At 68.2% G+C, this 22050-nt stretch carries 21 protein-coding genes and 1 pseudogene; 18 read left to right on the forward strand and 4 right to left on the reverse strand.

The genetic code is table 11. From position 1 onward, the window contains the following. Window positions 1–59: 59 nt before the first annotated feature. The gene (locus ACGFIV_RS17690) at window positions 60–671 is read right to left on the reverse strand and encodes a hypothetical protein (RefSeq protein ID WP_358555943.1); all 612 of its coding nucleotides are present in this window, start codon (window positions 669–671) and stop codon (window positions 60–62) included. Window positions 672–1080: 409 nt separating this feature from the next. Between ACGFIV_RS17690 and cutA the strand changes: the two genes are divergently transcribed. The 13 genes and pseudogenes from cutA to ACGFIV_RS17755 all read left to right on the forward strand — a co-directional run bounded on the left by cutA (window position 1081) and on the right by ACGFIV_RS17755 (window position 12846). Beyond that, on the forward strand, window positions 1081–1434 hold the full coding sequence (cutA, locus tag ACGFIV_RS17695; RefSeq protein ID WP_358555940.1) for a divalent-cation tolerance protein CutA: 354 nt from the start codon (window positions 1081–1083) through the stop codon (window positions 1432–1434). Window positions 1435–1803: 369 nt separating this feature from the next. After that, the gene (locus ACGFIV_RS17700) at window positions 1804–2505 is read left to right on the forward strand and encodes a hypothetical protein (RefSeq protein WP_358555937.1); all 702 of its coding nucleotides are present in this window, start codon (window positions 1804–1806) and stop codon (window positions 2503–2505) included. A 1-nt stretch (window position 2506) separates the two neighbouring features. Continuing rightward, window positions 2507–3301, forward strand: coding sequence for a hypothetical protein (locus ACGFIV_RS17705; protein ID WP_358555934.1), 795 nt, complete (start codon window positions 2507–2509; stop codon window positions 3299–3301). After that, a complete protein-coding gene (locus ACGFIV_RS17710; protein ID WP_358555931.1) occupies window positions 3298–4605 on the forward strand; it encodes an ATPase, T2SS/T4P/T4SS family in 1308 nt (435 codons plus the stop codon). The genes ACGFIV_RS17705 and ACGFIV_RS17710 overlap by 4 nt, the downstream gene beginning before the upstream one ends. A 299-nt stretch (window positions 4606–4904) precedes the next feature. After that, window positions 4905–5303 (forward strand): annotated as a pseudogene (locus ACGFIV_RS17715) (type II secretion system F family protein); the annotation flags it as partial. Between the two features lie 202 nt (window positions 5304–5505). Beyond that, window positions 5506–6432 carry a type II secretion system protein gene (locus tag ACGFIV_RS17720; RefSeq protein ID WP_358555928.1) on the forward strand — a complete coding sequence of 309 codons (927 nt, stop codon included), beginning with the start codon at window positions 5506–5508 and terminating at the stop codon, window positions 6430–6432. Further along, window positions 6433–6666, forward strand: a complete 234-nt coding sequence (locus ACGFIV_RS17725; protein ID WP_358555926.1) for a hypothetical protein — start codon at window positions 6433–6435, stop codon at window positions 6664–6666. Further along, complete coding sequence (locus tag ACGFIV_RS17730; RefSeq protein WP_392835949.1) at window positions 6663–7118, forward strand: TadE/TadG family type IV pilus assembly protein; 456 nt, start codon at window positions 6663–6665, stop codon at window positions 7116–7118. Before ACGFIV_RS17725 ends, ACGFIV_RS17730 begins: the two co-directional genes overlap by 4 nt. Further along, window positions 7109–7531 carry a TadE family protein gene (locus ACGFIV_RS17735; protein WP_358562131.1) on the forward strand — a complete coding sequence of 141 codons (423 nt, stop codon included), beginning with the start codon at window positions 7109–7111 and terminating at the stop codon, window positions 7529–7531. The genes ACGFIV_RS17730 and ACGFIV_RS17735 overlap by 10 nt, the downstream gene beginning before the upstream one ends. A 26-nt stretch (window positions 7532–7557) precedes the next feature. Continuing rightward, a complete protein-coding gene (locus ACGFIV_RS17740) occupies window positions 7558–7965 on the forward strand; it encodes a pilus assembly protein TadG-related protein (protein ID WP_358562128.1) in 408 nt (135 codons plus the stop codon). A gap of 28 nt (window positions 7966–7993) precedes the next feature. After that, window positions 7994–11068 carry a BTAD domain-containing putative transcriptional regulator gene (locus tag ACGFIV_RS17745; RefSeq protein ID WP_392835954.1) on the forward strand — a complete coding sequence of 1025 codons (3075 nt, stop codon included), beginning with the start codon at window positions 7994–7996 and terminating at the stop codon, window positions 11066–11068. Between the two features lie 144 nt (window positions 11069–11212). Beyond that, the gene (locus ACGFIV_RS17750) at window positions 11213–11908 is read left to right on the forward strand and encodes a hypothetical protein (protein WP_392835957.1); all 696 of its coding nucleotides are present in this window, start codon (window positions 11213–11215) and stop codon (window positions 11906–11908) included. Then, window positions 11905–12846, forward strand: a complete 942-nt coding sequence (locus tag ACGFIV_RS17755) for a hypothetical protein (RefSeq protein WP_392835960.1) — start codon at window positions 11905–11907, stop codon at window positions 12844–12846. Before ACGFIV_RS17750 ends, ACGFIV_RS17755 begins: the two co-directional genes overlap by 4 nt. A 367-nt stretch (window positions 12847–13213) precedes the next feature. Here the strand turns inward: ACGFIV_RS17755 and ACGFIV_RS17760 are convergent, their stop codons facing one another. The 3 genes from ACGFIV_RS17760 to ACGFIV_RS17770 form a co-directional block, all read right to left on the reverse strand. Beyond that, window positions 13214–14854: an ATP-binding protein gene (locus ACGFIV_RS17760; RefSeq protein ID WP_392835962.1), complete on the reverse strand. Its 1641-nt coding sequence runs from the start codon at window positions 14852–14854 to the stop codon at window positions 13214–13216. 2 nt (window positions 14855–14856) lie between these two features. Beyond that, entirely contained in the window at window positions 14857–15990 is a 1134-nt protein-coding gene (locus ACGFIV_RS17765; RefSeq protein WP_392835965.1) for a hypothetical protein, read from the reverse strand. Window positions 15991–16375: 385 nt separating this feature from the next. After that, a complete protein-coding gene (locus tag ACGFIV_RS17770) occupies window positions 16376–17734 on the reverse strand; it encodes a hypothetical protein (protein WP_392835968.1) in 1359 nt (452 codons plus the stop codon). 189 nt (window positions 17735–17923) lie between these two features. Between ACGFIV_RS17770 and ACGFIV_RS17775 the strand changes: the two genes are divergently transcribed. The 5 genes from ACGFIV_RS17775 to ACGFIV_RS17795 form a co-directional block, all read left to right on the forward strand. Further along, window positions 17924–18064, forward strand: coding sequence for a hypothetical protein (locus ACGFIV_RS17775; RefSeq protein WP_392835972.1), 141 nt, complete (start codon window positions 17924–17926; stop codon window positions 18062–18064). A gap of 9 nt (window positions 18065–18073) precedes the next feature. Next, window positions 18074–19297: a cupin domain-containing protein gene (locus ACGFIV_RS17780; RefSeq protein ID WP_392835975.1), complete on the forward strand. Its 1224-nt coding sequence runs from the start codon at window positions 18074–18076 to the stop codon at window positions 19295–19297. After that, window positions 19294–20181, forward strand: a complete 888-nt coding sequence (locus tag ACGFIV_RS17785; RefSeq protein WP_392835978.1) for an aldo/keto reductase — start codon at window positions 19294–19296, stop codon at window positions 20179–20181. The genes ACGFIV_RS17780 and ACGFIV_RS17785 overlap by 4 nt, the downstream gene beginning before the upstream one ends. Continuing rightward, window positions 20168–21013 (forward strand): phosphotransferase, encoded by an 846-nt coding sequence (locus ACGFIV_RS17790; protein ID WP_392835981.1) that lies wholly within the window; start codon window positions 20168–20170, stop codon window positions 21011–21013. The genes ACGFIV_RS17785 and ACGFIV_RS17790 overlap by 14 nt, the downstream gene beginning before the upstream one ends. A 185-nt stretch (window positions 21014–21198) precedes the next feature. Continuing rightward, window positions 21199–22050: ATP-binding protein (locus tag ACGFIV_RS17795; RefSeq protein ID WP_392835984.1), on the forward strand; the 852-nt coding region annotated here is incomplete at its 3' end.

The raw sequence follows: 22050 nt of genomic DNA on the forward strand, positions 1-22050 counted from the left end.
GACGGGAGTTCATCCGGTCCGGAGGTTTACGTCAACCAGACCTGCGGGTGCCCGTCTCCCTACTTCTCCACTTTCTTGCCGTCAGGGCCGACGAGATACCACTTGCCGCCGAACTGGTTCTTGCCCTGGCCGTTGAACTCCCCGGCCATCATGTCGCCTGCGTAGTAGTACAGCGGGTGCTTGTCGTAGGTGACCTGCTTCTCTCCCTGCTTGCGGGTCGCGGTGCCGAGGAGGGTCTCCTTCACCCCGGTGCCGGCCTGGGGCTTGCCGCGGCTGAGGAGCGGCGGCCAGGTGACCGCGCAGTTGTCGTAGCAGTTGGACATGTTGTCCGTGTCCTTCTCGAAGACGTACAGAGGCTTGTCGTTCTCGCCGACCAGGACCTTGCCGTACTTCGAGTCCGCGACCTTGACCTTCGCGTGCTCGGGCGTCGGCATGGGGCTCATCATCGACTCGGTCCCCGACGGCGACGCTCCCGGCGAGGTGTAGGTGGGGCTCGTGCTGGTGGTCGGCGAGGACCCGGGGTATGGGGACGTCTCGGTGCTGGTCGGTGACTCGGTGGCGTTGGCCGCCGCCCTGCTGTAGCTGGTCGCGGGCTTGTTGGCTCCGCCACATGCGCTTACCAGCAGGACGGTTGTGGCCAGCCCGACGCTCGACGCCAGAATTCTGTTCATAACCCCCTCCTTCTCAAGAGCTCCGCACCCAGCTGCCGGGCCGGACTATGTATCTGTCGAGGGGGGACGTAGCTATCCTTCCCGCCTATCCAGGTTTCAGCACATCAGTGCTTGTTTCGCCCGTTCTCGACCCTAAAGACCGATACAGAAAGACGACTAGGCTGGGTGGTTATCGCGGGCCGCTGAGTCTCTCTGTGGGTTTCCCACAGGAGTCTGTGGGTGACGACTGTGGATAACCCACCCTCCTGTGGATAACTCGGGGATGATGTGTCCAGATTTACGGTCTTAAACCGGATTTATCGCCATGATTCGGGCGGAAGCGTGCTCGGGGATAACACACTGTCGCTGTGGATAAAGCTGTGTACAACCGGCCGTGGGGGCCGGTCCAGCGAGGGATGGGGGAGCTGTCATGCCGGACTACGTGCAGGTCCAGATCGCGGTGGAGGACCGTGACAAGGCCGCTGAGCTCGCCCGGTCGGCCGTCTCCGCCAGACTCGCCGCATGCGCCCAGATCGTCGGCCCCGTCACGAGCACCTATCGGTGGAAGGGCGCGGTGGAGACGGCCGAGGAGTACCTGTTGCTCATCAAGACCACCCGCGACCGATCCGTCGAGCTGACCGAGCACATCCGCCGCGAGCATCCGTACGAGACGCCGGAGATCATCAGCCTCCCGGTGGAGGGCGGCCTGGGCGCCTATCTGCACTGGATCGACCAGGAGACGCGGCCTGGCCCCGAAGGTGAGGACGGCGGGACGGGCGGTTAAGATGCCGCTTCGCAGGGGAAACCAGAGTGGTAACTGTGGCGGACGATACGTTCGATACAAAGGGGAATAACAGCGGAAATATCAGTGCGATCGGTGTCACGGGACCACGGCGATTCTTGACGCTCCCGTTGACAGTTAATCGATAGTGGATGAGCATGGGTCCGGTTTCCATCCCTGAGCTTGGTGCAAGCTGCACACAATGGCATGAGAATTCCGGACGATAACCCAACGACCCCCCGTCCTACATATCCGTGACCATGCCGTCCCGCACCGTGGTCATGCGGTTCATCTCGGTCAGCCCCGGTGGCGGCCGATTTCAGCGCATGGTGAGGGTGCCGGCCTGGTTCCTGATTCGGGAGCCCCCCACCCATGAGGATCAGCGAGAAGCCCGACCGTGACAGCCGCGCGCCCGTGAACTCGGAGCGCCCGGGGTCGCCGGGCACGCTGTCAGGACCGGCCTCCCGCAAACTCCCGGTGCCGCCCCGCGAGCGCAAGCCGGCCCTCGCCGCCCTCGCCCTGCTGCTCGTCCTCGGCGGGGCGCTCGCCACGACGTTGCTGGTCATGCGCAGCGGCGACCGCGTGTCGGCCATCCAGATCACCCAGCAGATCGGCGCCGGCCAGCCGATACTCCCCGAGGCGATGGAGGAGGTCCAGATCGCCGACACGGGCATCCCGTACGTCTCCTGGATCCATCGCCAGCAGGTCGCCGCGACCTTCGCGCGGGTGACCCTGATCCCCGGCACCCTGCTCACCGAGCAGATGGTCAGCAACGCGAGTGAGCAGGTCGGACCCGGCAAGATCACCCTCGGCCTCGCGCTCAAGGCCGGCCAGATGCCGCTCAGCCTCCAGAGGGGCGACCACGTCCAGGTGCTGTACGTCCCCGGCTCGGGCCGGGGCACCGCCCAGGGCAAGGTGCTCGCCCCGAGCGCGCTGGTCGAGAGCGTGGGCACCAGCGAGGGGAGCAGCTCGGGACTGGTGTCGATCATCGTCGACGCCACGGTCTCCCCGGCGATCGCCATGTACTCCTCAAGCGGTGAGATCGCCCTCGGCAAGCTCTCCGGAACCGGCTGACGTGGCGCTCATCGCCCTCGCCGCCGACAAGGGGGCACCCGGCGTGACAACCGCCGCGACGGCGCTCGGCGCCGTGTGGCCCCGGCCGGTGCTCCTCGCCGAATGCGACCCCTCCGGAGGCGACCTGGTCTACCGCCTGCCCAGCGTGGACGGCAGCGTGCTCAACCCCGGCCGCGGCCTGCTGAGCCTCGGCGCCACGGCCCGCCGCGGCCTGCGGCCCGAGCAGGTCCACGAGCACACCCAGAAGCTCGTGGGCGGCCTCGACGTGCTGACCGGCCTGACCAACGGCGAACAGGCCGCCGGGCTGACCTGGCTGTGGGGGCCCCTCGGCCGGGCGCTCGCCGCGCTTCCCGGGGCCGACGTGCTCGCCGACTGCGGCAGGCTCGGCGCCCACCCGCAGATGGCCGACCTGACCGCCGAGGCCGAGCTCACGCTGCTGTTCACCCGGCCCAGCCTCGACCATGTCGCCCACCTGCGCGAGCGGCTCATGCTGATCTCCGGGCAGGTCGGCGTGGTGGTGATCGCCGATCCCCGGTCCTACCGCGGCTCGATCGACGAGGTGCGCCGCATCGTCGCCGCCACCAGCAGGGACGTCGCCTTCGTGGCCGGCCTGGCCTACGACCCGAAGGGCGCCGAGCTGCTCAGGGGCCAGTGGGGCGGCCGTCTGGACCGCTCCCTGCTCATCCGTACGGCCCGGGAGCTCGCGGGCCGTCTCGCCGCGCGCGTCGCGCCGGGCCGCACGTCCCCGTCCGCCACCGAACCGCCACGCCCACGAACGGGGGAGCGAGCGACATGAGCATCGACCACACGCTGGTGAAGCGGTTCCGGCAGGAGGTCGGTGACCGGCTCGCGCACCAGCGCAGGCTCGACCAGGCGAGCGGCCTCGTGCCCATGTCCGGAGAAGACGAGCGGCAGTTCGCGCGGGCGCTGATCTCCCAGGTGCTCGAAGAGCACGCCCGCAACGAGATCGGTTCGGGGCGCACCCCTCCGACGGCCGAGGAGGAGGAGGCGCTGGCGGCGGGCATCCACGCCGCGCTGTTCGGCGTGGGCCGGCTTCAGCCGCTGCTCGACGACCCCGAGGTCGAGAACATCGACGTCAACGGCTGCGACCGCGTCTTCGTCGGGTACGCCGACGGCCAGGAGCTCATGCACGATCCCGTGGCCGAGTCCGACGAGGAGCTGATCGAGCTCATCCAGATCCTCGCCGCCTACAGCGGCCTGTCGAGCCGCGCCTTCGACACCGCGAACCCCCAGCTCGACCTGCGGCTCCCCGACGGCTCCCGGCTCTCGGCGGTCATGGACGTCACGGTGCGCCCGGCGGTGTCCATCCGCCGCGCCCGCCTCGGCAAGGTCTTCCTCAGCGACCTGGTGGGCAACGGCACCCTCACCCCCGAGCTCGGCCGATTCCTGTCGGCCGCCGTCGGGGCCAGGAAGAACATCATGATCGCGGGCTCCACGAACGCCGGGAAGACCACGCTGCTGCGCGCCCTGGCCAACGAGATCCCGCCCCACGAGCGGCTGATCACGGTGGAGCGCGCGCTGGAGCTGGGGCTCGACCAGTTCCCCGAGCTGCACCCCAACGTCGTGGCGTTCGAGCACCGCCTGCCCAACTCCGAGGGCCAGGGCGAGATCACCATGGCCGAGCTGGTGCGCCGCTCGCTCCGCATGAACCCCAGCCGGGTCATCGTCGGCGAGGTGCTGGGCGACGAGATCGTGACGATGCTGAACGCCATGACCCAGGGCAACGACGGGTCGCTGTCGACGATCCACGCCAACTCCTCGATGGAGGTCTTCAACCGCATCGCCACCTACGCCCTCCAGGCCGAGGAGCGCCTGCCGATCGAGGCGACCCACATGCTCATCGCGGGGGCGATCGACTTCGTGGTCTTCATCGAGAAGCGCAACGACTACCACGAGGGCGGGCGGCTGCGCCGCTACATCGCCAGCGTCCGCGAGGTGGCCGGGGTCGACGGGCGGGTGCTGTCCTCCGAGATCTTCGCCCCCGGTCCCGACGGCCACGCCGTGCCGCACGCCCCGATCGCCTGCGTCGACGACCTGGCCCAGCACGGCTACGACCCGACGATGGGGGCGTGGTCATGATCCCGCTCCCGGCCGGGCTCTTCGATCCGCTCGCGATCCTCGCGGGCGCCCTGACCGGCGGCGGGCTGTTCCTGTTCGGCCTCGCCCTGTACGGGGTGCGCCCCGGGCCGCCCTCCCCCGACCGCGGCGCCCGGCGCCGTGAGCTGCTGCGCAGGCTCTCCACGCGCTCCGCGGTCGCGACCATCACCGGCGGCGTGGTGCTGGTGATCACGGGCTGGCCGGTCATGGCGGCGGGCGCCGTGCTGCTCGTGCTGGCCTGGCGCGGGCTCACCGGCGGCGCCGCCGAGGAGCGCGGGGCCATGAGCAGGCTCGAAGGGCTGGCCGCCTGGACCGAGTCCCTCAGGGACACCATCGCCGGCGCGGCCGGCCTCGAACAGGCGATCCCGTCCTCGATCAGGGCAGCGGCTCCCATGCTCAGGCCGCACCTGCGCTCCATGGTCGACCGCCTGCACACCCGGATGCCCCTGGCCGACGCGCTGCGGATGTTCGCCGACGAGCTCGACGACCCCTCCGCCGACCTGGTGATCGCCGCCCTCATCCTCAACGCCAAGCTGCGCGGCCCCGGCCTTCGCGAGGTGCTCGGCGCGCTCGCCGTCTCCGCGCGCGAGGAGCTCGACATGCGCCGCCGCGTCGAGGCCGAGCGCCGGGCGACGCGGCGCAGCGTCCAGATCGTGGTCGGCACGGCCGTCGCCTTCGCCGCCGCCCTGGTCGTCTTCAACCCCTCCTACGTCGAGGAGTACGACTCCCTGCTCGGGCAGGCCGTGCTCGTCGTCGTCGCCGGGCTGTTCGGCGCGGGGTTCGCCTGGATGCGGAGGCTGGCCCGATTCGACAAGCCCGCCCGGCTCCTCGGGCCGGCGTCGAGCGCTCCCCTGGAGCGCGAGCTGGTGGCCGGGGGCGTCCATGGTTGAGAACGTCCTCGCCGGGGCCGTGTTCGGGCTGGGCCTGTTCCTGCTCGTCAGGGCCCTGTTCCCGCCGAGGCCCGGCCTGGTCACCCGGCTGCTCGCGCTCGACTCCGCCCGGGAGGGCGACGACGCCCTCCGGGTCCGGGTCATCAGCCCCGACGAGGAGGTCAGCGCCTTCCGTCGCGGCCTCGGCGTACGGCTCGCGCGGTTCTACACCGCCCGGGGCTGGGAGGTCCGCTCGACCCGTGCCGACCTCGCCCTGCTCGGCCGGTCCTTCGAGGGGTATCTCGCCACCAAGATGCTGCTCGCGGTGTCCGGGCTGCTGGCGTTCCCCGTCCTGGCCGGCTGGCTGCTGCTCATGGGGTGGGGCGTCTCGCTCCAGGTGCCGCTGTGGGGGGCGCTGATCGTCGCCCTGGTCTTCTTCTTCCTCCCTGACCTGCAGATCCGCAGGGACGCCGCCGTGCGCAGGCGCGACTTCCGGCACGCCGTCGGGGCGTTCCTCGACCTGGTCGCGATGAACCTCGCGGGCGGCAGGGGCGTGCCCGAGGCGCTGCTGATGGCGGTGTCGGTCGGCGAGGGCGGCAGCTCGTCCAACTGGGCGATGGCCCGCATCCGTGAGGCCCTCGCCAACGCGAGGATCGTCGGCATCACCCCCTGGCAGGCCCTCGGCCAGCTCGGCGACGAGATCAACGTCGACGAGCTGCGCGACCTGTCGGCGGCGCTCGGACTGGTCGCCGACGACGGCGCCAAGGTCCGTGCCTCGCTCACCGCCCGCGCGGCGACGATGCGGCGGCGCGAGCTCGCCGAGGTCGAGGGTCAGGCCGGCGAGCGCTCACAGTCCATGCTGGTCGCCCAGCTCCTGCTCTGCGCGGGGTTCGTGATCTTTCTGAGTTTTCCGGCAGCGATGAAGATGTTGGGGTCATAGATGTTCACACCACCGTGGCTTACTTACCTGGTCGCCGTGCTCCACGTACGCCTCGACCGTGCCAGGACCGCCCCCTCGCGCGGCGCCTCCGCCGTCGAATGGGTGATCATCACCGCGATCATCGCCGGCGTGGCCCTCGGCCTGGCCACGCTGATCAAGACCCTGGTCACCCAGAAGCAGGCCGAGATCCAGAGCAACTTCGGCGGGGGCGGCGGTACCGGCGGAAAGCCGTGACCGGGCGGCCCTCGTTCCCGAAGGCCGCCGCCCTCGCGCGCGGGCGCGACCGTGGGGCCACGGTGGTGGAGCTGGCGCTGCTCATGCCGGTCCTGCTGATCGTGATCCTGCTGGTCGTGCAGTCGGTCCTGTGGTTCCACGGCCGCCAGGTGGCGGACGCGGCGGCTCGTGAGGGGGCCCGCGTCGCGCGCGCCGCCGGGGCCTCCGGCAGCGGCTGGCAGGGCCGGGCCGAGGCCAGGGCACTGCGGGTCGTACGGACCGTCGGCCCCCGGCTGCTCGCGGGCGCCACCGCGCACGCGTGGGAGCGGGCCGGCGAGCGCGGCGTCGAGGTGACCGGCGGAGGCGTCTCGGTGGTCCCGTTGCTGCCCCGCACGGCGTTCACCATCACCTCCCGGTTCGGCGGCCCGGTGGAGTGCTTCCGCCCCGACGACGGGAGCGGCGCGTGCGGCTGACAGCGCTCGGCCGCAGGGTCCTCGCGCGTGCTCCCGACCGGGGGTCGATGGCGGTCGAGACCGTGATGCTGGCGCCCGTCTTCCTGCTCTTCCTGATGTTCCTCGTCGGGGCGGGCCGCGTCGTCGAGGCGCAGGGCGAGGTCAACGGGGCCGCCAGGGACGCCGCGCGCGCCGCCTCCGTCCAGCGCACCCTCGCGGGGGCCGAGAGGGCCGCGCGCGACGCCGCCGAGTCCGCGCTCGGCGACCAGTGCGGCCCGAAGGTCAGCCTCTCCGGCAGCGACTGGACGGAGGGCGGCAGCGTACGGGCGACCGTGACCTGTGAGCTGAAGCTCGACTTCCTCGGGTTCGGCGCGCTCAAGCAGATGAAGGGCGACTCGGTGGTGCCGCTGGAGCAGTTCCGGAGGGTCGAGTGAGACGGCTCCCGGAAGACCAAGGCTCGATGTCAGTATTTGTCGTGATCTTTTCCGTGGTGGTGTTCATGCTCGCCGGGCTCCTGGTCGACGGAGGCGCGGCCCTCAACGCGCGGCTGCGCGCGTCCGACATCGCGGAGCAGGCGGCGCGGGCGGCGGCCGACCAGATCGACGTCGAGAACCTGCGGGTCACCGGCCAGGTGCGCCTGCTCGGTGACGACCGCGCGGTCTGCGGCCGGGCCCAGAAGATCGTCGGCGCGCACGACGACACCGAGATCCGGCTCACCCGGTGCCAGATCGGCGCGGGCCAGGCTGAGGTGACCGTCGCGGTGAGCGCCCGGTGGGACGCGGTGTTCCTCGCCGCGCTCGGATTCTCCGGCTCCACCATGTCCGGCGTCGCCACAGCGGGCCCCGATCCCGGCGACCAGCAGCCGTGACCGGGGCGGAGACGAAGGAGGGAGAGGGATGACCACGCAACGCAGACCCCCATCGCGCCCGTCGTCCGGGATCACCCCGGCGGCACCGCCGCCCCGGCGCATCCGGCCGCGACGGACGGTCGGCGACGTGATCGCCGGTATCGGGGCGCTCATCGCCCTGGCCGCGCTCATGGGTGGCGTCCCCTACGCCCTCCTCCGGCTCGCGGGCCCGCCGCTGCCCGAGGAACTGCTCAACGGAGACCTCCTCACCAGGCAGATCAGCACCAGCACGGCCGTCGCGATCCTCGTGCTCCTGGTCTGGCTCACCTGGTCCCAGCTCGTCCTGTGCGTGATCGTCGAGGTGTACTCCGGCATCCGCCGCATCGGCATGCCCGTACGCGTGCCGCTGTCGGGCGGGCCGCAGGCGCTGGCCAACCGGCTCGTCTCCACGGCGCTGATGCTGTTCACCGTGTCCGCCGTCGCGATACCGATCGCCGGCATCGCCTCCGGGCCGCCGCCGGCCCGGCCCTCAGTGGTGGCGGCGGCCCTCACCACGCCGATCCCCGAGGAGCGGGGCTCGCTCGACGTCGTACGTCAGGTCAAGAAGGTGTACGTGGTCCAGCCCCCGCACGGGCGCCACCACGAGAGCCTCTGGGAGATCGCCGACAAGTGCCTCGGGGACGGGCGGCGCTATCCGGAGATCTACCGCCTCAACCAGCACAAGGCGCAGCCCGACGGCACCCGGCTGCAGATGGCCGACCTGATCAAGCCCGGCTGGGTGCTCGACATGCCGGACGACGCCAGGAACGTCCATGTCGTCCCCGTCGACGAGCAGCGGGAGACGACCCTCAAGCGTCACCCGGGGAAACCCGCCGAGATGGACGGCCGCACGCAGTTCGTCCGCCCGGACACCACGAAGCACCAGACCGCAAAGGACCTGACCGCAAAGGACCTGACCACAAAGGACCAAGGCGCGAAGGACCAAGGCGCCAAGGAGCAGGCCACCAAGAACCCGGTCGCGGAGGACCAGGCCGCGAAGGACCCGGCCGGTGAGGGCAGGAGCGCGCAGGACGAGACCGCGAAGCAGGACGACACGAAGATCGTCCTGCCGTCGCCCGCGCTGCCCCAGCGCACCTACCACCTTCCCGCCGTGCCCAAGGTTCCCCCGGTCTCGGCCATTCCCAAACTCCCGCAGGCGACCGTCTCCCCTTCCGTGAAGGCTGTGGAGAAACAGCAGAAGCCCGAAAAGATCGAATTACCAGAAAGGCCGGAAAGGCAGGATCAGGGCGGTGGTCTCGATCTCGTCGACTACCTGGCGGGCGGTTCGCTGGCGGCGGCCGGCCTCCTGGCGGCCCTCGGCCGCCGCCGGCGCGAGCAGCTCTGGCACCGCGCGTTCGGCCACCGCATCCCCCGCCCGAGGGGCGACGCCGCGGGCGCGGAGGTCGCGCTGCGCCTCGGCTCCGACGCCCCCGGCAGCCGCATGCTCGACAACGGGCTGCGCCTGCTCGGCAAGCTCCTGGCCGAGCAGGGCCGCGTACCCCCGACGATCTACGCCGTGCACCTGTCCGCGCGGGGGCTCGACCTGTGGATCCATCCGCCGGAGCAGGACGCCCCCGAGCCCTGGGAGTCGCACGACGGCGGCCGTACCTGGAGGCTGCTCGCTCACGAGGGCCGGGGTATCGACGAGCACGCGCTGGCCGACGCGCCCGCCCCGTACCCCGGGCTCGTCTCGCTGGGGGTCACCGAGTCGGGCCGGGTGCTGATCGACCTCGAAGCGGCGCACGGCGTGATCGCCATCGCCGGGCACCGGGTCCGCGACGCCCTCGCCGCGCTGGCGGTGGAGCTGGCGACCAACCGCTGGTCCGACCAGATGCGCGTCACGCTGGTGGGCTTCGGGAACGACCTGGCGACGATCGCCCCGCACCGCGTCCGCGTCGTGGGCAGCCTGGCGGAGGCGCTGCCCGAGCTGGAGGCGAGGGCGGAGGAGATGACCGCCTCGGGCACGCAGGTGCTGACCGGCCGCGTACACGGCCGGGCCGCCGACCCCGTCTGGCCTCCGCACTTCCTGCTGTCCGCCATCGGGCCCGACGCCGACGAGGCCGTCCGCCTGGCGAGGCTCGGGCGCGCGGGCACCCGCATGGCCGCCGGGTACGTCATCGCGGGTGACGTCCCCCACCCCACCTGGACCTGGGAGATCACCGAGGAGGGCAAGGCGCGTGTGGAGGCGCTCGGCGTCACGGTGGCGGCGCAGCTCCTGCCCCGGCGCCACTATGACGCCGTGGTCGAGCTGTTCCGCACGGCGGAGCGCCGCGAGGGCGAGCCGGTGCGCGAGGACGAGGAGTCCCGCGAGTTCACCACCTCGCCGTCGATCAACGTGCGGGTCCTCGGCCCGATAGAGATCGGCCCGGTGCCGCCGCTGGAAGAGGGCAGGGCCGAGCTGGCGTGCGAGCTGGTCGTCTACCTCGCGACCCATCCGGCGGGCGTGCATCCGGTCGTGCTCGGCGGCATCCTGTGGCCGCGCGGCGTGCAGGCCGTCGTACGGGACGCCACGATCGCCCGGGTGGCCGAGTGGCTGGGCACCGACAGCGAGGGCAGGCCCAACCTGCGTACCGACGACACCGGCCGGCTGCGGCTCGGTCCCGAGGTGCGTTCCGACTGGCAGCTGTTCCGTGAGCTCGTCCGGCGCTCGCACAACGACCCGAGCGCCAGGGCCGTGCTCCTGGACAAGGCGCTCGGGCTGGTGCGGGGCCCGCTGCTCAACGGCAGGCCGCGCGGGCGGTACGCCTGGCTGGCGGCCGACGAGCTGGAGTACGAGGTGGCGGCGAGCGTGGCGGACGCCGCCCACAGGCTCTGCGAGGTGCGGCTCGCCCACGGCGACGCCGAGGCGGCCGTGGCGGCGGTACGGGCGGGGCTGCTGCTGGCGGCCGACGACGAGGGGCTCTGGCGCGACCTGTTGCGGGCGGCGCACGCCACCGGTGACCCGCTCAAGCTGCGCGCCGTGGTCGACGGGCTGCACCGCCGGTCGTCCTCCCATCCGTACGGCGGGGGGATGGCCCCGGAGACGGAGTCGCTGATCGACGAGCTGCTGCCCACCTGGCGGCTGCACTCGATGCCGTCCGCGTGACCCACGAAAACCCGAACAAGCAGGAGAAAGGCGGCAGCGGCGGTGAGAGGGATGGGGCGCGCGGGTCAGGATGTTTCCCGCGAGTCATGCCGATACGCGCATAACGGTGGTTCGAACTCCCGGCCCGTGGTTAGCGTCGTCGGCATGCGGATGCGGGCTGCCCTGGCCGCCGTCGCGCTGCTGGGCACCGGATGCTCGGGCGCCGGCGCGGAGCGCCCGTTCACCCCTGCCGACGGTGCCCCGCCCTCCGGTGCCCCATCATCCAACGCCGCCGCCGATCCCTCCGCCGCCGCGACGCCGGGCCCGCTCAGCGCTCCGCGGGCCATGTCGACGCCGGGGGTCGAGAACGTCGAGGTGGCGCCCGGCATGACCGTGTCCATCGAGTGGCCCTCCGGGCTCGACAGCGCGCAGCAGGCCATGGTCAGGGCGTTCACCGACGGCTATGTCGGATCCTGGAAGGCGGTCGTCAGCCAGGGCGAGGACACCGCCTACCTCTCCGGGGTCGAGGACCAGGCCGGCCGCGACGCCTACACCTGGGTTCGCGGCTTCGTCGACCGGCGCGAGTCGGCCACGGGGTCCGCCAAGGTGTACGCCGTACGGGTGGCGTCGGCCTCCGGCCAGGGCGCGGAGGTGGACGCCTGCGTCGACGAGTCGGGCGTCCGGGTGACCGAGGCCGACAGCGGCCGTCCGGTCGCCGGTCAGCCCGCCTGGACCCGGCAGCCCACCTCGGTCTACCTCCAGGTCGCGGGCGTGCGGAAGGGCGACGACGGGACCTGGCGGGTCAAGACCTACCTGCACGCCTCCTACCCCCACGAGCGTGCGAAGGAGTGCCGCCGATGAGATCGCTGATGCCGTTCGTCCTGGCCGCCTCGCTGGCGACCGCCCCGGCTTCCGACCCCGGAGGCCCGCGCGGCACCGGCTTCCAGGACGGCCGCACGAGCGGCGTGGTGCTTCGCGACTCCAAGATCGTGCTGAGCGGCAACGGCCTCGGAGCCAAGAGCGACGGCTACCGCGTCAAGCGTCCCTGCTGGTACGAGCCCGGCGACAAGGCCGACGACATGCTGACCAGGCAGCAGGACATCAGGGACGACTGGTTCCACACGCATCCGACCGGAACCGCCGAGGACTTCGATCAGTTCCTCAAGCAGTACAAGGACAAGGTCGGGCAGAACGGCCGTTGGTGGGCACCCGCGTACAACGCCGCCGATCCGGACGGGCTCGCGTGCGCGACCGGACTGCCCGGAGCCGTCTGGGTACCCCAGGGGACGACGCCGCCGGGCGGGATCACCCTGCAGGAGCTCTACGATCTCGCCCGGGCCGCGCTGACCGTGCCCGAGCCGAAGATCGAGCTCAGCCCCGACGTGAAGAGCTACGTGAACCTTCCGACCTGGGTGTGGCTCACCGGCATCGGGGCCACCACCCGGTCGGTGACGGCCGAGCTCCCCGGTGTCATGTCCGCTACCGTGACCGCCACCCTCACGGACGTCAAGATCGATTCGGGCACGACCTCCGACCGGGCCGAGGTCAGGCAGGACTGCGGTCCCACGGGCCATCCGTACGTGAAGGGCGGCACGTTCACCTGCGGCGTCCGCTACCTCCGCGCCTCGGTCGACCAGTCGCGCAAGGCGTACGTCCTCACCGTCACGACCGAGTGGCCGGTGACCGCCGGTGGCGGAGTCGCTTTCGCCTTCCAGCCCGTCCAGGCGACCGCCGTCAGGGACGTCCCCGTGGGCGAGGTCCAGAGCATCGTCCGCGCGGACTCCACCGGCAAGCCCTGACCAGAAGCCGTGCCCGCGTACTTCCGTCGGTCGACGTGCGTGCAGCGCCGCTTCGCTGGCGTCCAGTGCGGCCGAAAGATCAGTCCTCAGTCCTGCTGATAGCTCTTGGCCTTGGGTTTGCGTGACGGGTGGCGATGAGGTGAGCGGCTGGTAGCGGGTTGTCGATGCTTCGGGTCTCGAAGGGCTGCCGTCGTGTTCCTTGATCAGGTACCAGGTTCCGCCTCCGGGCCGGTACGTCGACCACTGCGATGATCGCGATCCCACATCCGCTGCCGTACACGTCTATCTCTTGCGGCAAGAGGATGGGCTCGGATTTCCACCCGCGCAAGACACGGTGCAGTCGTTCAAGCGAATCGTTGGCAAACTCCTAACGCTCCCAGTCGGCAATGATTGGTCCGAACGCAACATCATGCCAGGGCCGCACCCACTCCTTGAGGTACTGCACGTCGCTGGAGGAGGGCACCGGATCGGCCTCCTCAAGTCGCACCAGGGAGGGCATCACGGCCGCATCGCCCAATAATAGCGCCTCACCAGATGACAACATCGGCAGGGACTCGGTGAGCGGCCCTAGTGAATCCGGGATCAGGCGCTTGACGTAGTTCTGATCCTCAGGATTAGTCAAGCGCATCGCCAGGAAATTGCTGCACTGGGAAAAGATTGTCTCCGAGATCTCTGAGGGGCGCTGGCTGACGATGGCAGCTGTGATGCCATATTTCCTACCCTCTTTTGCGATTCGCTCGATTGCGGCGCGGGAAGCGTTGTACTTGACGGGGCCGCCCTTGGGGACATACTTGTGGGCTTCCTCGTACACCACCAGCAGTGGAGTTTCCGCACGAGACTCCTCGTGTGTCTTCTTGTAATAGTAGGCATAGTCGAACAGCAGCCGGGAAATTAGCGATACGGTAATGCTCAGCACCTCAAACGGCACACCGCTGAGGTCGATGACAGTAACATTGGCAGCAGCATCGGTGGTGTATCCGGTAAACTGCCTCAGGGTTTCCTCTAACGTTGTGCGCTTCGCCCGCTCGCCCAATAAGAAGTCAAGCCGACGGTCTTGGCATCGGTTCTCTAAGCGGGTGAGGAAATTGTCAAGTTTCCCATGTAACGGTCCGTTTTTAGGGGCCGTACGGGAGCCTGGAACCATTTCCTCGTTCTTGGCTCGAACGGTCGCCAGTACGTCGTCGATCTCAAAGAATACGGGTGAGTCATAGTGGATCCGACTCCCCAAGTCTGGATCACTTGTGAAGTGCTTGCGCCGGCTTTCCGTAACGGCCCGCTTGAGAACAGCTACCTGATTGTGTGACTGCTCCTCCCGGCTCTCGACGAGAAGGTCCTGAAGTTCATCGGAGTTCAGCATCCAATAGGGTAGCGTCAGCGTCTCAACACTTAGAAAGTTAGCATCTGGAAAAGCGGTCTTGTATTCGCAGTGGATGTCGAAGATGACGATATGTGCGTTGTTTAAACGGTATACTCCCTTTGCGTGATCCCTCATGCCGATGGCCGACTGAATGATTTTCGCCATGGCATGGGACTTTCCTGATCCGGTGGACCCCACGATCGCCAGGTGGCGATTGAAAAACCTGTCCCCATCCACAGGAACGTCGACATGGCGTTCTCGGGCCAGGTGGGAAAACACGAAGCGCTTGTTCTCTGGCACGGTGTTATAGACCTGCTGTACCTCACTCCGAGTGGCAACCTCCACCGACTTCGGAGGAATGGCGATGCTTCCTCCGCCGCGCTCGAAGTCACCATCGGCGTCAAGAAACCCCAGTGGGACAGCTTCTAGGATGTACACCCGCTGGGGTGCACCTGGCTGTCCTGTCGAGGGGGTCGGCCTGAGTTCGATCGAGAAGCTCTCGATGATGGCGATGATGGAGCAGTCGTTGCTGTCGAACACTCGCAGGTAGGAGCCAACCTTGATGGGCTCTCCACCTGACAGCTCAGCGATGTCCTTGACCGAAATCTTGATCCGGTCGGGGTACACCGCCACTACTTCAGCACTAGACATGGTTATCTTCGTCCTCGAAAAATAGTTTGGAGGTCAGTCACGGCATCGAGATATATATGGCACGCCTTGGCCTCACCGTATGGATTCACGGTCGGTTCGGTTATATAGAAGTCATGTACCTCGCGGACCTTCGCCGCAGCGGCGACCTCCGCTCGCATAGCGAAGTCGACCAACTTGATGCCGTGTCCGGGTAGCTGGGGTGTAACAAGGCTCCGCGCGCTGAATGCTGCGCCGCCGTAGTCAAAGCCATCGTGGAAATACTCTCCCGCGTCCCAGAGTACATCCTTGACTTTTTTTAGATCAATCGCACCGTGAAGGCTGATGAAGGGGGCGGGGGACTCGCCGACGTGATAGCGGCGCCGCAGACAGGTGATAGCGTCCAACACATCTACCATGTGGGCCTTCTCGTCGCACTCTATCGTTATCAGGCGTTCGCGGTTAGGCACGTGGGCGGTGGGGCTTTTGTATTGGTCGCGCAGTAGTCGTAGGTAATTCTCATGCCCGCAAAGCTGAGAATAGCTGGCCTCGAACACAGCTTTACGCGCATGGTGTACCAGCTCCTTGATGTCCTCCAGTGAGACGAGCCGATCCCCGGGCGGTCGGTTCAGGATCAAGTCTCGCAAGTAACCGTGGATCACTGCGTGCCAGAATACTGCCTCCGAGTCGCTTTTCGCCCGCAGTATCTTCTTAAGCCTATCGACAACTAACTGAAACTGGGATTGAAAATCTGGTGCGAAAATGATTTCGAAAGACTTGGCGAACCACATCTTTGTGTCGTCATCGTACATGTTTGCTTTACGGCCGAGAGTGGCGTCGAGCTCAGCGATGGTGAGTGTGACAATTTCGCCTGGGAGGCGATCGGCGAAATAGCAATAGAGGGAAAACCGTGCGCTGCGGTCGGTGGAAAACTGGTGCATCATCTGCCGTACCGCCGGCGCGACCTTAGATAGGGTGTAATTGGTGCTTCGATGCTTAACCTGGATATGAAAGCACTGCACACCGATGTCCTGCGTGCCTTCAATCTCTATCTGGGCACTCGGATTATTGAGGATCTGTAGTAATGAAGCATCGAACTGGAAAGCGAATCCCTTGATGGCATGGTACCCGCCGTCGCGATCTGCAGCGATGAGAACCATAGCGATGTACCCTCCGGCCCTGGTGATCTGGTCCGGAGGGGGCGCGTGCCGTAGCCGCCGTGACGCATGTTGCAGGTGAATACCTATGATACGTGTGGTCACAGCGTCTCTACTGCCACACATCCAAATGTCCTATAAAGCACGTATGGCCGGTTGTCGTGCACGGTGCGATGTCAGCAGTTCCGGTAGGCGTCTTCAGCATCGAACGGGAGGTCGGACCAAAGGCTGATCTACACGTGGCCCTTAACCGCCCGGCGATCAACTATTGGTAATTTGACGCAAGGTCAACGACGTGCCCTTATGGGCACACCCGGCTGGCAGGAGATCGTGTCGGCTCAGCTATGGAAGGAAATCAAGCGCCGATCACGGTGCGACGGGCTCGTGTTCAGGCGGTCAGGTTGAGGAAGTCGCGCACGGCGGGTACCTGCCGATAGGCGCCGAGCTTGGCCCGCAAGTCGGCCAGCGTCGCCGACGAGCGCGCGGAGTCGACGCCGCCCAGACAGCGCACCGCGTGCTGGGCGACATCGACCGCCTGGTCGTAGTCACGAAGGCCCAGGTGGGCGTCCGCCGCACGCGCCAGATAGATGGCGTGGGTGCGCGGGTATTGATCGTCGCCCGCGTACTCTGCGGTGATGGCGGCCTCGAAGCGGTGCACCGCCTCACGATGGTCGCCCAGTTCCAGCGCCGATGACCCTGCGATCATCTCGATCTCACCGAGGTTCACCCAGTACAAGTAGGCCGGATCGTCATCATGGGGTCCGGCGGCCAGGGCATCGCGTGCCGCATCGAGGGAGCGGGCACACTCCCGCCGCTGCCCGGCCTTGGAGTAGGAGCGGGCCGCGCGAGCCGCGAGCATCGCCTTGAATCGCGGGGTCGAGCGGTGTTTGCTCTGGACCTGGGCCGCCTCGATCAGCGCCACCGCGTCGCGGGGGTCACCTGCGGTATAGCGCTGGATCGCCTGGAAGGACAGCGCGTAGGCTCCGGTCAATGGATCTGCGGCGATCGCGGAGGCGCGCAGGGCTGCACCGAAGTATCGCTCGGCCTGCGCGTGGAACCCGGCGTCGAAGTGGATCCAAGCACAGCAGCGCGCGGCTTCGGCTGCGGCGGCGTACAGCCGTCGCCCGGTCTGCTCGGTGAAGCGCGATTCCTTCACCAGACCGATGACGAACGCGAACTCCGCCAAGGCCAGGTCACGGAGTTCCCCGCTCCCGAGTGCGTCGTCGAGGTGACGCAGGTGGTCGAGCCGCCGTTCCAGATGCTCGACCAACACGGGCGTGATCTGGCGGCTGCCGGTGGAGATGGGCGCGTTCGTCGCGGCCATCGCATCCTGCCAATCCAGAACGGTGGAGCCGAGCGCGGCCGAGGTCATGATCAGGAATCCTCGGCGGTCCACGGGGCCCCCTCGTGCGAGATCGGACAGCACTTCCACCGTAGCTGTTTGATCCCATGGGGCGTCAGTCCCTCTTTTCCGTATGCCGCCGGCCACCGTCAGCCATTGCGGCCAACCAATCTGCTCGACCAACTCGGCTGGCACTTTGTGAAGTGCGGCCATCGCCCGCTGCGCCGACGGCTCAGGCACGGCACGGCCGGTCTCCCACCGGTAGATCTTCTGCCGTTCGGATGCCATCGCCCCCAAGCCGAGGGCCTGGTGAACGGCCGCGAGTTGGTTCGCGTAGCTTGCCATCGACAGGCTGAGCTCCTCACGCAGGTAGGTCAGGGGATGGCGGTACAGCGGTTCCGTCATGGGCCTGCTCCCTGGTGAGAGGTGCCGGTTGCCATCACTGTCGCACGGGGGAAGCCGCAGCCCGAGGTGATCGAGCGCGAGAGACTACTGGAGACTACGGACGACTTCTAGGCGCGCGTTCCGGCAGCGGATTTCATGGCCTGGACGAGCCGCCCGACCTGGGTGGCCCCGGCATTTGGAGGTCTTCTCGTGGACACCACGACCACACCCAGCGCCAGCCCCGGCGCGTCAGGCCTGCTCCTGGCGCGGGAGCAGATCAGCGCCGCGCGCACGCGGGACGCGATGCCCAGCGACGGTGGCAGCAGCGGCCGCAGCGACACCAACGACTAGGGCACGCCGATGACCGCGACCGAGCAGGCCCGCGCAGTGGCCGAGCAGGTCGCCGAGCGCCTGGACGCGACCTTTCGCGCCCAGGCGCTTCGGCGTACCCACCAGGTGTTTCCCGGCGCCGTCGATCGTCCCGGCGCACTGCTGTCCTTTGCCGACCTCAACGAGATCCTTGCGTGTCACCGTCTGGAGCCGCCCCGCCTGCGGCTGTCAGTGGCCGGAGAGATCATGTCTCAGCACCGCTACGCGCAGGCCCAGATCGGCCGGCGGCACGTGTTGTGGCATCAGCTCCAACCGGCCGAGTTGGCCGAGCGATTGGCCGATGGCGCCACTCTGGTCCTGGACGCCATCGACCAGCTTCACCCGCCTGCGGGTGCTCTGGCCTCCGCCATCGAGAGCACCTTGCGTACCGGCGTACAGGTCAACGCGTACGCTTCCTGGACCGCCACCGAGGGATTCGGCATCCACTGGGACGATCACGACACCTTCATCGTCCAGATCGACGGCGCTAAGCGGTGGAAGATCTACGGCCCGACCAGGCTCTACCCGACCTTCCGCGATGTTGAGGCCCCCGAGCTCCCGACCGGCGACCCGGTTGACGAGTTCGTGCTCGGCCCCGGCGACATGCTGTACGTACCCCGTGGCCACTGGCACGCCGTCAGCGCCTCGGAGGGGGTCAGTTCCTTGCACCTGACGTGCGGATTGCAGACCACCACTGGGGCCGAGCTGCTCGCCTTCGTCGCCGACGAGCTGCGTGAGCGCGAGATCATGCGAGCCGACCTGCCGCAGTTCGACTCCGTGGAGGCTCAGGCGGTGTTCCGAGCCAAACTGGCCGAGGAGGTGGGTGCTCTGCTCGATCAGGACGATCTCCTGGTCCGCTTCTTCACCCACCGTGACGTGGTGGATGTCGGCCGCCTGGCACCGAGCCTGCCGTACTTGACCGCCGTTCCTGCTCAGGCCGCCGTAGCGGTACGGCTGCTCACCTTGCGTGCCCACCTCGACCGTGAGGGTGGCACGGTGAGGTTGCGCGCTGGGGGTCAGAGCTGGCAGTTCCATGCTGCCGCCCAACCGATGCTGGAGGCCCTGCTGTCCGGAGCCTCCTACGCGCTCGGCGAGTTGGCCGAGCTCGCCGCTCTTTCGCTGCCCGACGTCGCCGCCGTGGTCAGTGACCTGGTCTCCCACCAGGTCGCCGCCGTGACCCCGCCGTCACCGCAGTTTCGAAAGGGGGCGGCGTGAGCCTGCTCGGATGGGGGACCTACCGCGTGCCCGAGATTTCGGCTGCGGCAAAAGAGATGATCGCCGGCGGGTGCGACTGGATCGACACCGCCCCCAACTACGACAACGGCCACGCGCATAGCGCTCTTGCGGGAGTGCTCGCAGACCATCCCCAAACGAGAGTGTCGACCAAGGTCGGGTTCCTGACTCGGGCCACGGCTGCCGCAGCCATGGAGCATGGTGTGATCACCCAGGCCGATGCCCAGGCCGGCCATAGCCTGGCTCCGGACTACCTGCGCTGGCAGATCGACCGTAGCCGGACCGAGCTCGGGCAACAGCGGCTCGGTTTGGTGTTCGTCCACAACCCTGAGCGAGCCGGGGGCGAGGTGGGCGCTTTGCTGGCCGGGGCGTTCGAGGTGTTGGAGGAGGCCACCCGTGACCGCCGGATCGGTAGGTATGGGGTGGCCACCTGGAATGGGTTCAATGGTGTGTTCACGGTAGCCGACCTCCTTGCGCTGGCAGAGCAGGCGGCCGGGCACAGCCCACATCACCTGCATGCGCTCCAGATGCCGGTCAGTCTGGTCCACCTCGACCCCATCGCCCAGGCTCTCGGCGGGCGAGGACCGCTCATCGAGGCGGCCGAGCACGGCTTGGCGGTCTTCGCCAGCGCGCCCCTGTCCGGAGGTGACCTGCCTTCCATGGTCTCGCCTGAACTGGCCGCGCTCGCCGGGTCCGGCCTCACTCCCGCGCAAGCCGCGCTCGCCGTGGTGGCCGCGGCCCCTGGGGTCGATCGGGTACTGCTGTCCACCAGTCAGCGGGCACACTGGGACCAGGCCGCCGCGGTTTGCGCGCGGGAGCCTCTAGACGAGCCCACTTTGCGAAAGATCGTGGATGTCCTCACCTGATACCGGCGTCGCCGACCGCATGCGCGCCGCGCTCGCGCATGGGGCGGGTCTCCTCGACGTCGTCCCAACCGGCCGACCGCTGGCCTGGGGCTGGCGTGGTCGTACCATTGGCGCCCAGGTCATTCGAGCCGACCAGCGCCCGGCGTGGCTGCGTGTCCTGTCCGCCTTGCCGGGCAAGCGCGATGAGCGGATCTGGAGCGGCACCGAGCAGGCCGCCGCCCTCGTCCCGGACAGCGTGCCGCGACCAGTCCTGATCGGCCAGTCTGACTGGACCACCCCCGAGGCCGTCTATCGAGCCGAGCTCACCAGCTACATCCCTAGCCCTGCCCTCTCGGCCGAGCCGGTCCTGCGGACCGACCTCGATTTGCCCGACGCCTGGTGGTCCAGCCTGCGCGCCAGCCTTGGGATGATCGCAGCCACTCCCACTCAGCGGCAGGCCGTCACCCCGGCCTACATTGAGCGAGCTCTCCCGCTGTACCTCCGAAGCCCCCAGCTCCCCACGCGCGTGCCGCGTTGGAGTACCGCTCACGGTGATCTGCACTGGGCCAATCTCACGGCCAGCGGCCCCACTCTGCTGGACTGGGAGGGCTGGGGCCTGGCCCCAGCCGTCTACGACATCGCCCTGCTGGCGGCCCACACCATGCTGGTCCCCGCGACCGAGGGGCGCCTACGCGCGGAATTCGCCGACCTCCTCGACAGCACCGAAGGTCGCTTCGCCGAGCTGGTCGTGTTGGCCGAGCTTCTCCAGACCACCACCCGAGGCGACAACCTCGACCTGGCCCCGGCATTGCACAGGCGCGCAGCCGAACTGATCCCGCTCTCACCCGCGTAGAGCGGGAACCCTTGCCTGGTCGACCGCTCAGGTGTCTGTGAGCCATCTCCTCCTGTCTACCTTTCAACACCGCGCGACCTGATCTTGATCGTCATGGCGAGTGCCATGGCCCTCGGCCCCGGGCTGGCTGGTTCGTTCTGGTGACCTAGGGCGTGGCTTCGCATGTGGTCTGCGATAGTGACCATGTGCGTACGGTTCACATCGAGGCCAAGCCAGATCATCTCCTCCGTCTCGCGCGCTTGAAGGATCCCGTGGGCGCCGTCGCGGAGATGATCTGGAACGCGCTGGACGCCGAGGCGAGTCACATCACGGTCGACCTTGATGTCAACGAGCTGAGCGGTGTCGAGTCGGTCAATGTCACCGACGATGGCCATGGAATGCCGAACGCCTCTTGCGCGAGCTGCTTCGGTGGCCTCGGCGGTTCGTGGAAGACCAAGGCCAAGGTCTCACCTGAGCTGAAGCGCGGCCTGCACGGTCGTAGCGGGCAGGGCAGGCTGCGCGCGTTCGCGCTGGGGGAACAGGTGCGCTGGGTCACGGTCGCGAAGGGGCTCGATGGTCGAAACGAACGCACGGTCATCAGCGGGGCGATCGACCGGCTCGCCGATTTCGACATCTCCGAGCCGGACTATGTTGAAGAGCCCTGCGGAACACGGGTCGAGGCGTCGGTCCCCGCGGACTTTGTCAACCGCCTGGTACAAGATGACACGGCTCAGCAGCTCGCCTCGACCTTCGCGCCCTTTCTCGCCGCCAACCCTGATGTGAGGATCACCTATCAGGGGAAGTCGTTGGATCCGGCCACCGTCTGGGCGGACACCGCTCAGTACCCGGTGGTGTGGCCAGATTCCGGTGGACACGCTGAGCCGCTGCTCCGGGTCATCGAATGGCCCAAGGATGTCGGCCGAGTCCTCGCCATCTGTGACGCCAACGGGGTCGTACTGGACGCAGGGCCCCGGCGAGTTGAGGTTTTGATGGGGTTCGTTCATAAACATACGGCTACGCAGGTAAGGAAATGCCAAGCCGCCACAGATGGAAAGGCA

Origin of the sequence: Sphaerisporangium sp. NPDC049003 (genome assembly GCF_043197795.1) — a bacterium.
Taxonomy (GTDB): domain Bacteria; phylum Actinomycetota; class Actinomycetes; order Streptosporangiales; family Streptosporangiaceae; genus Sphaerisporangium.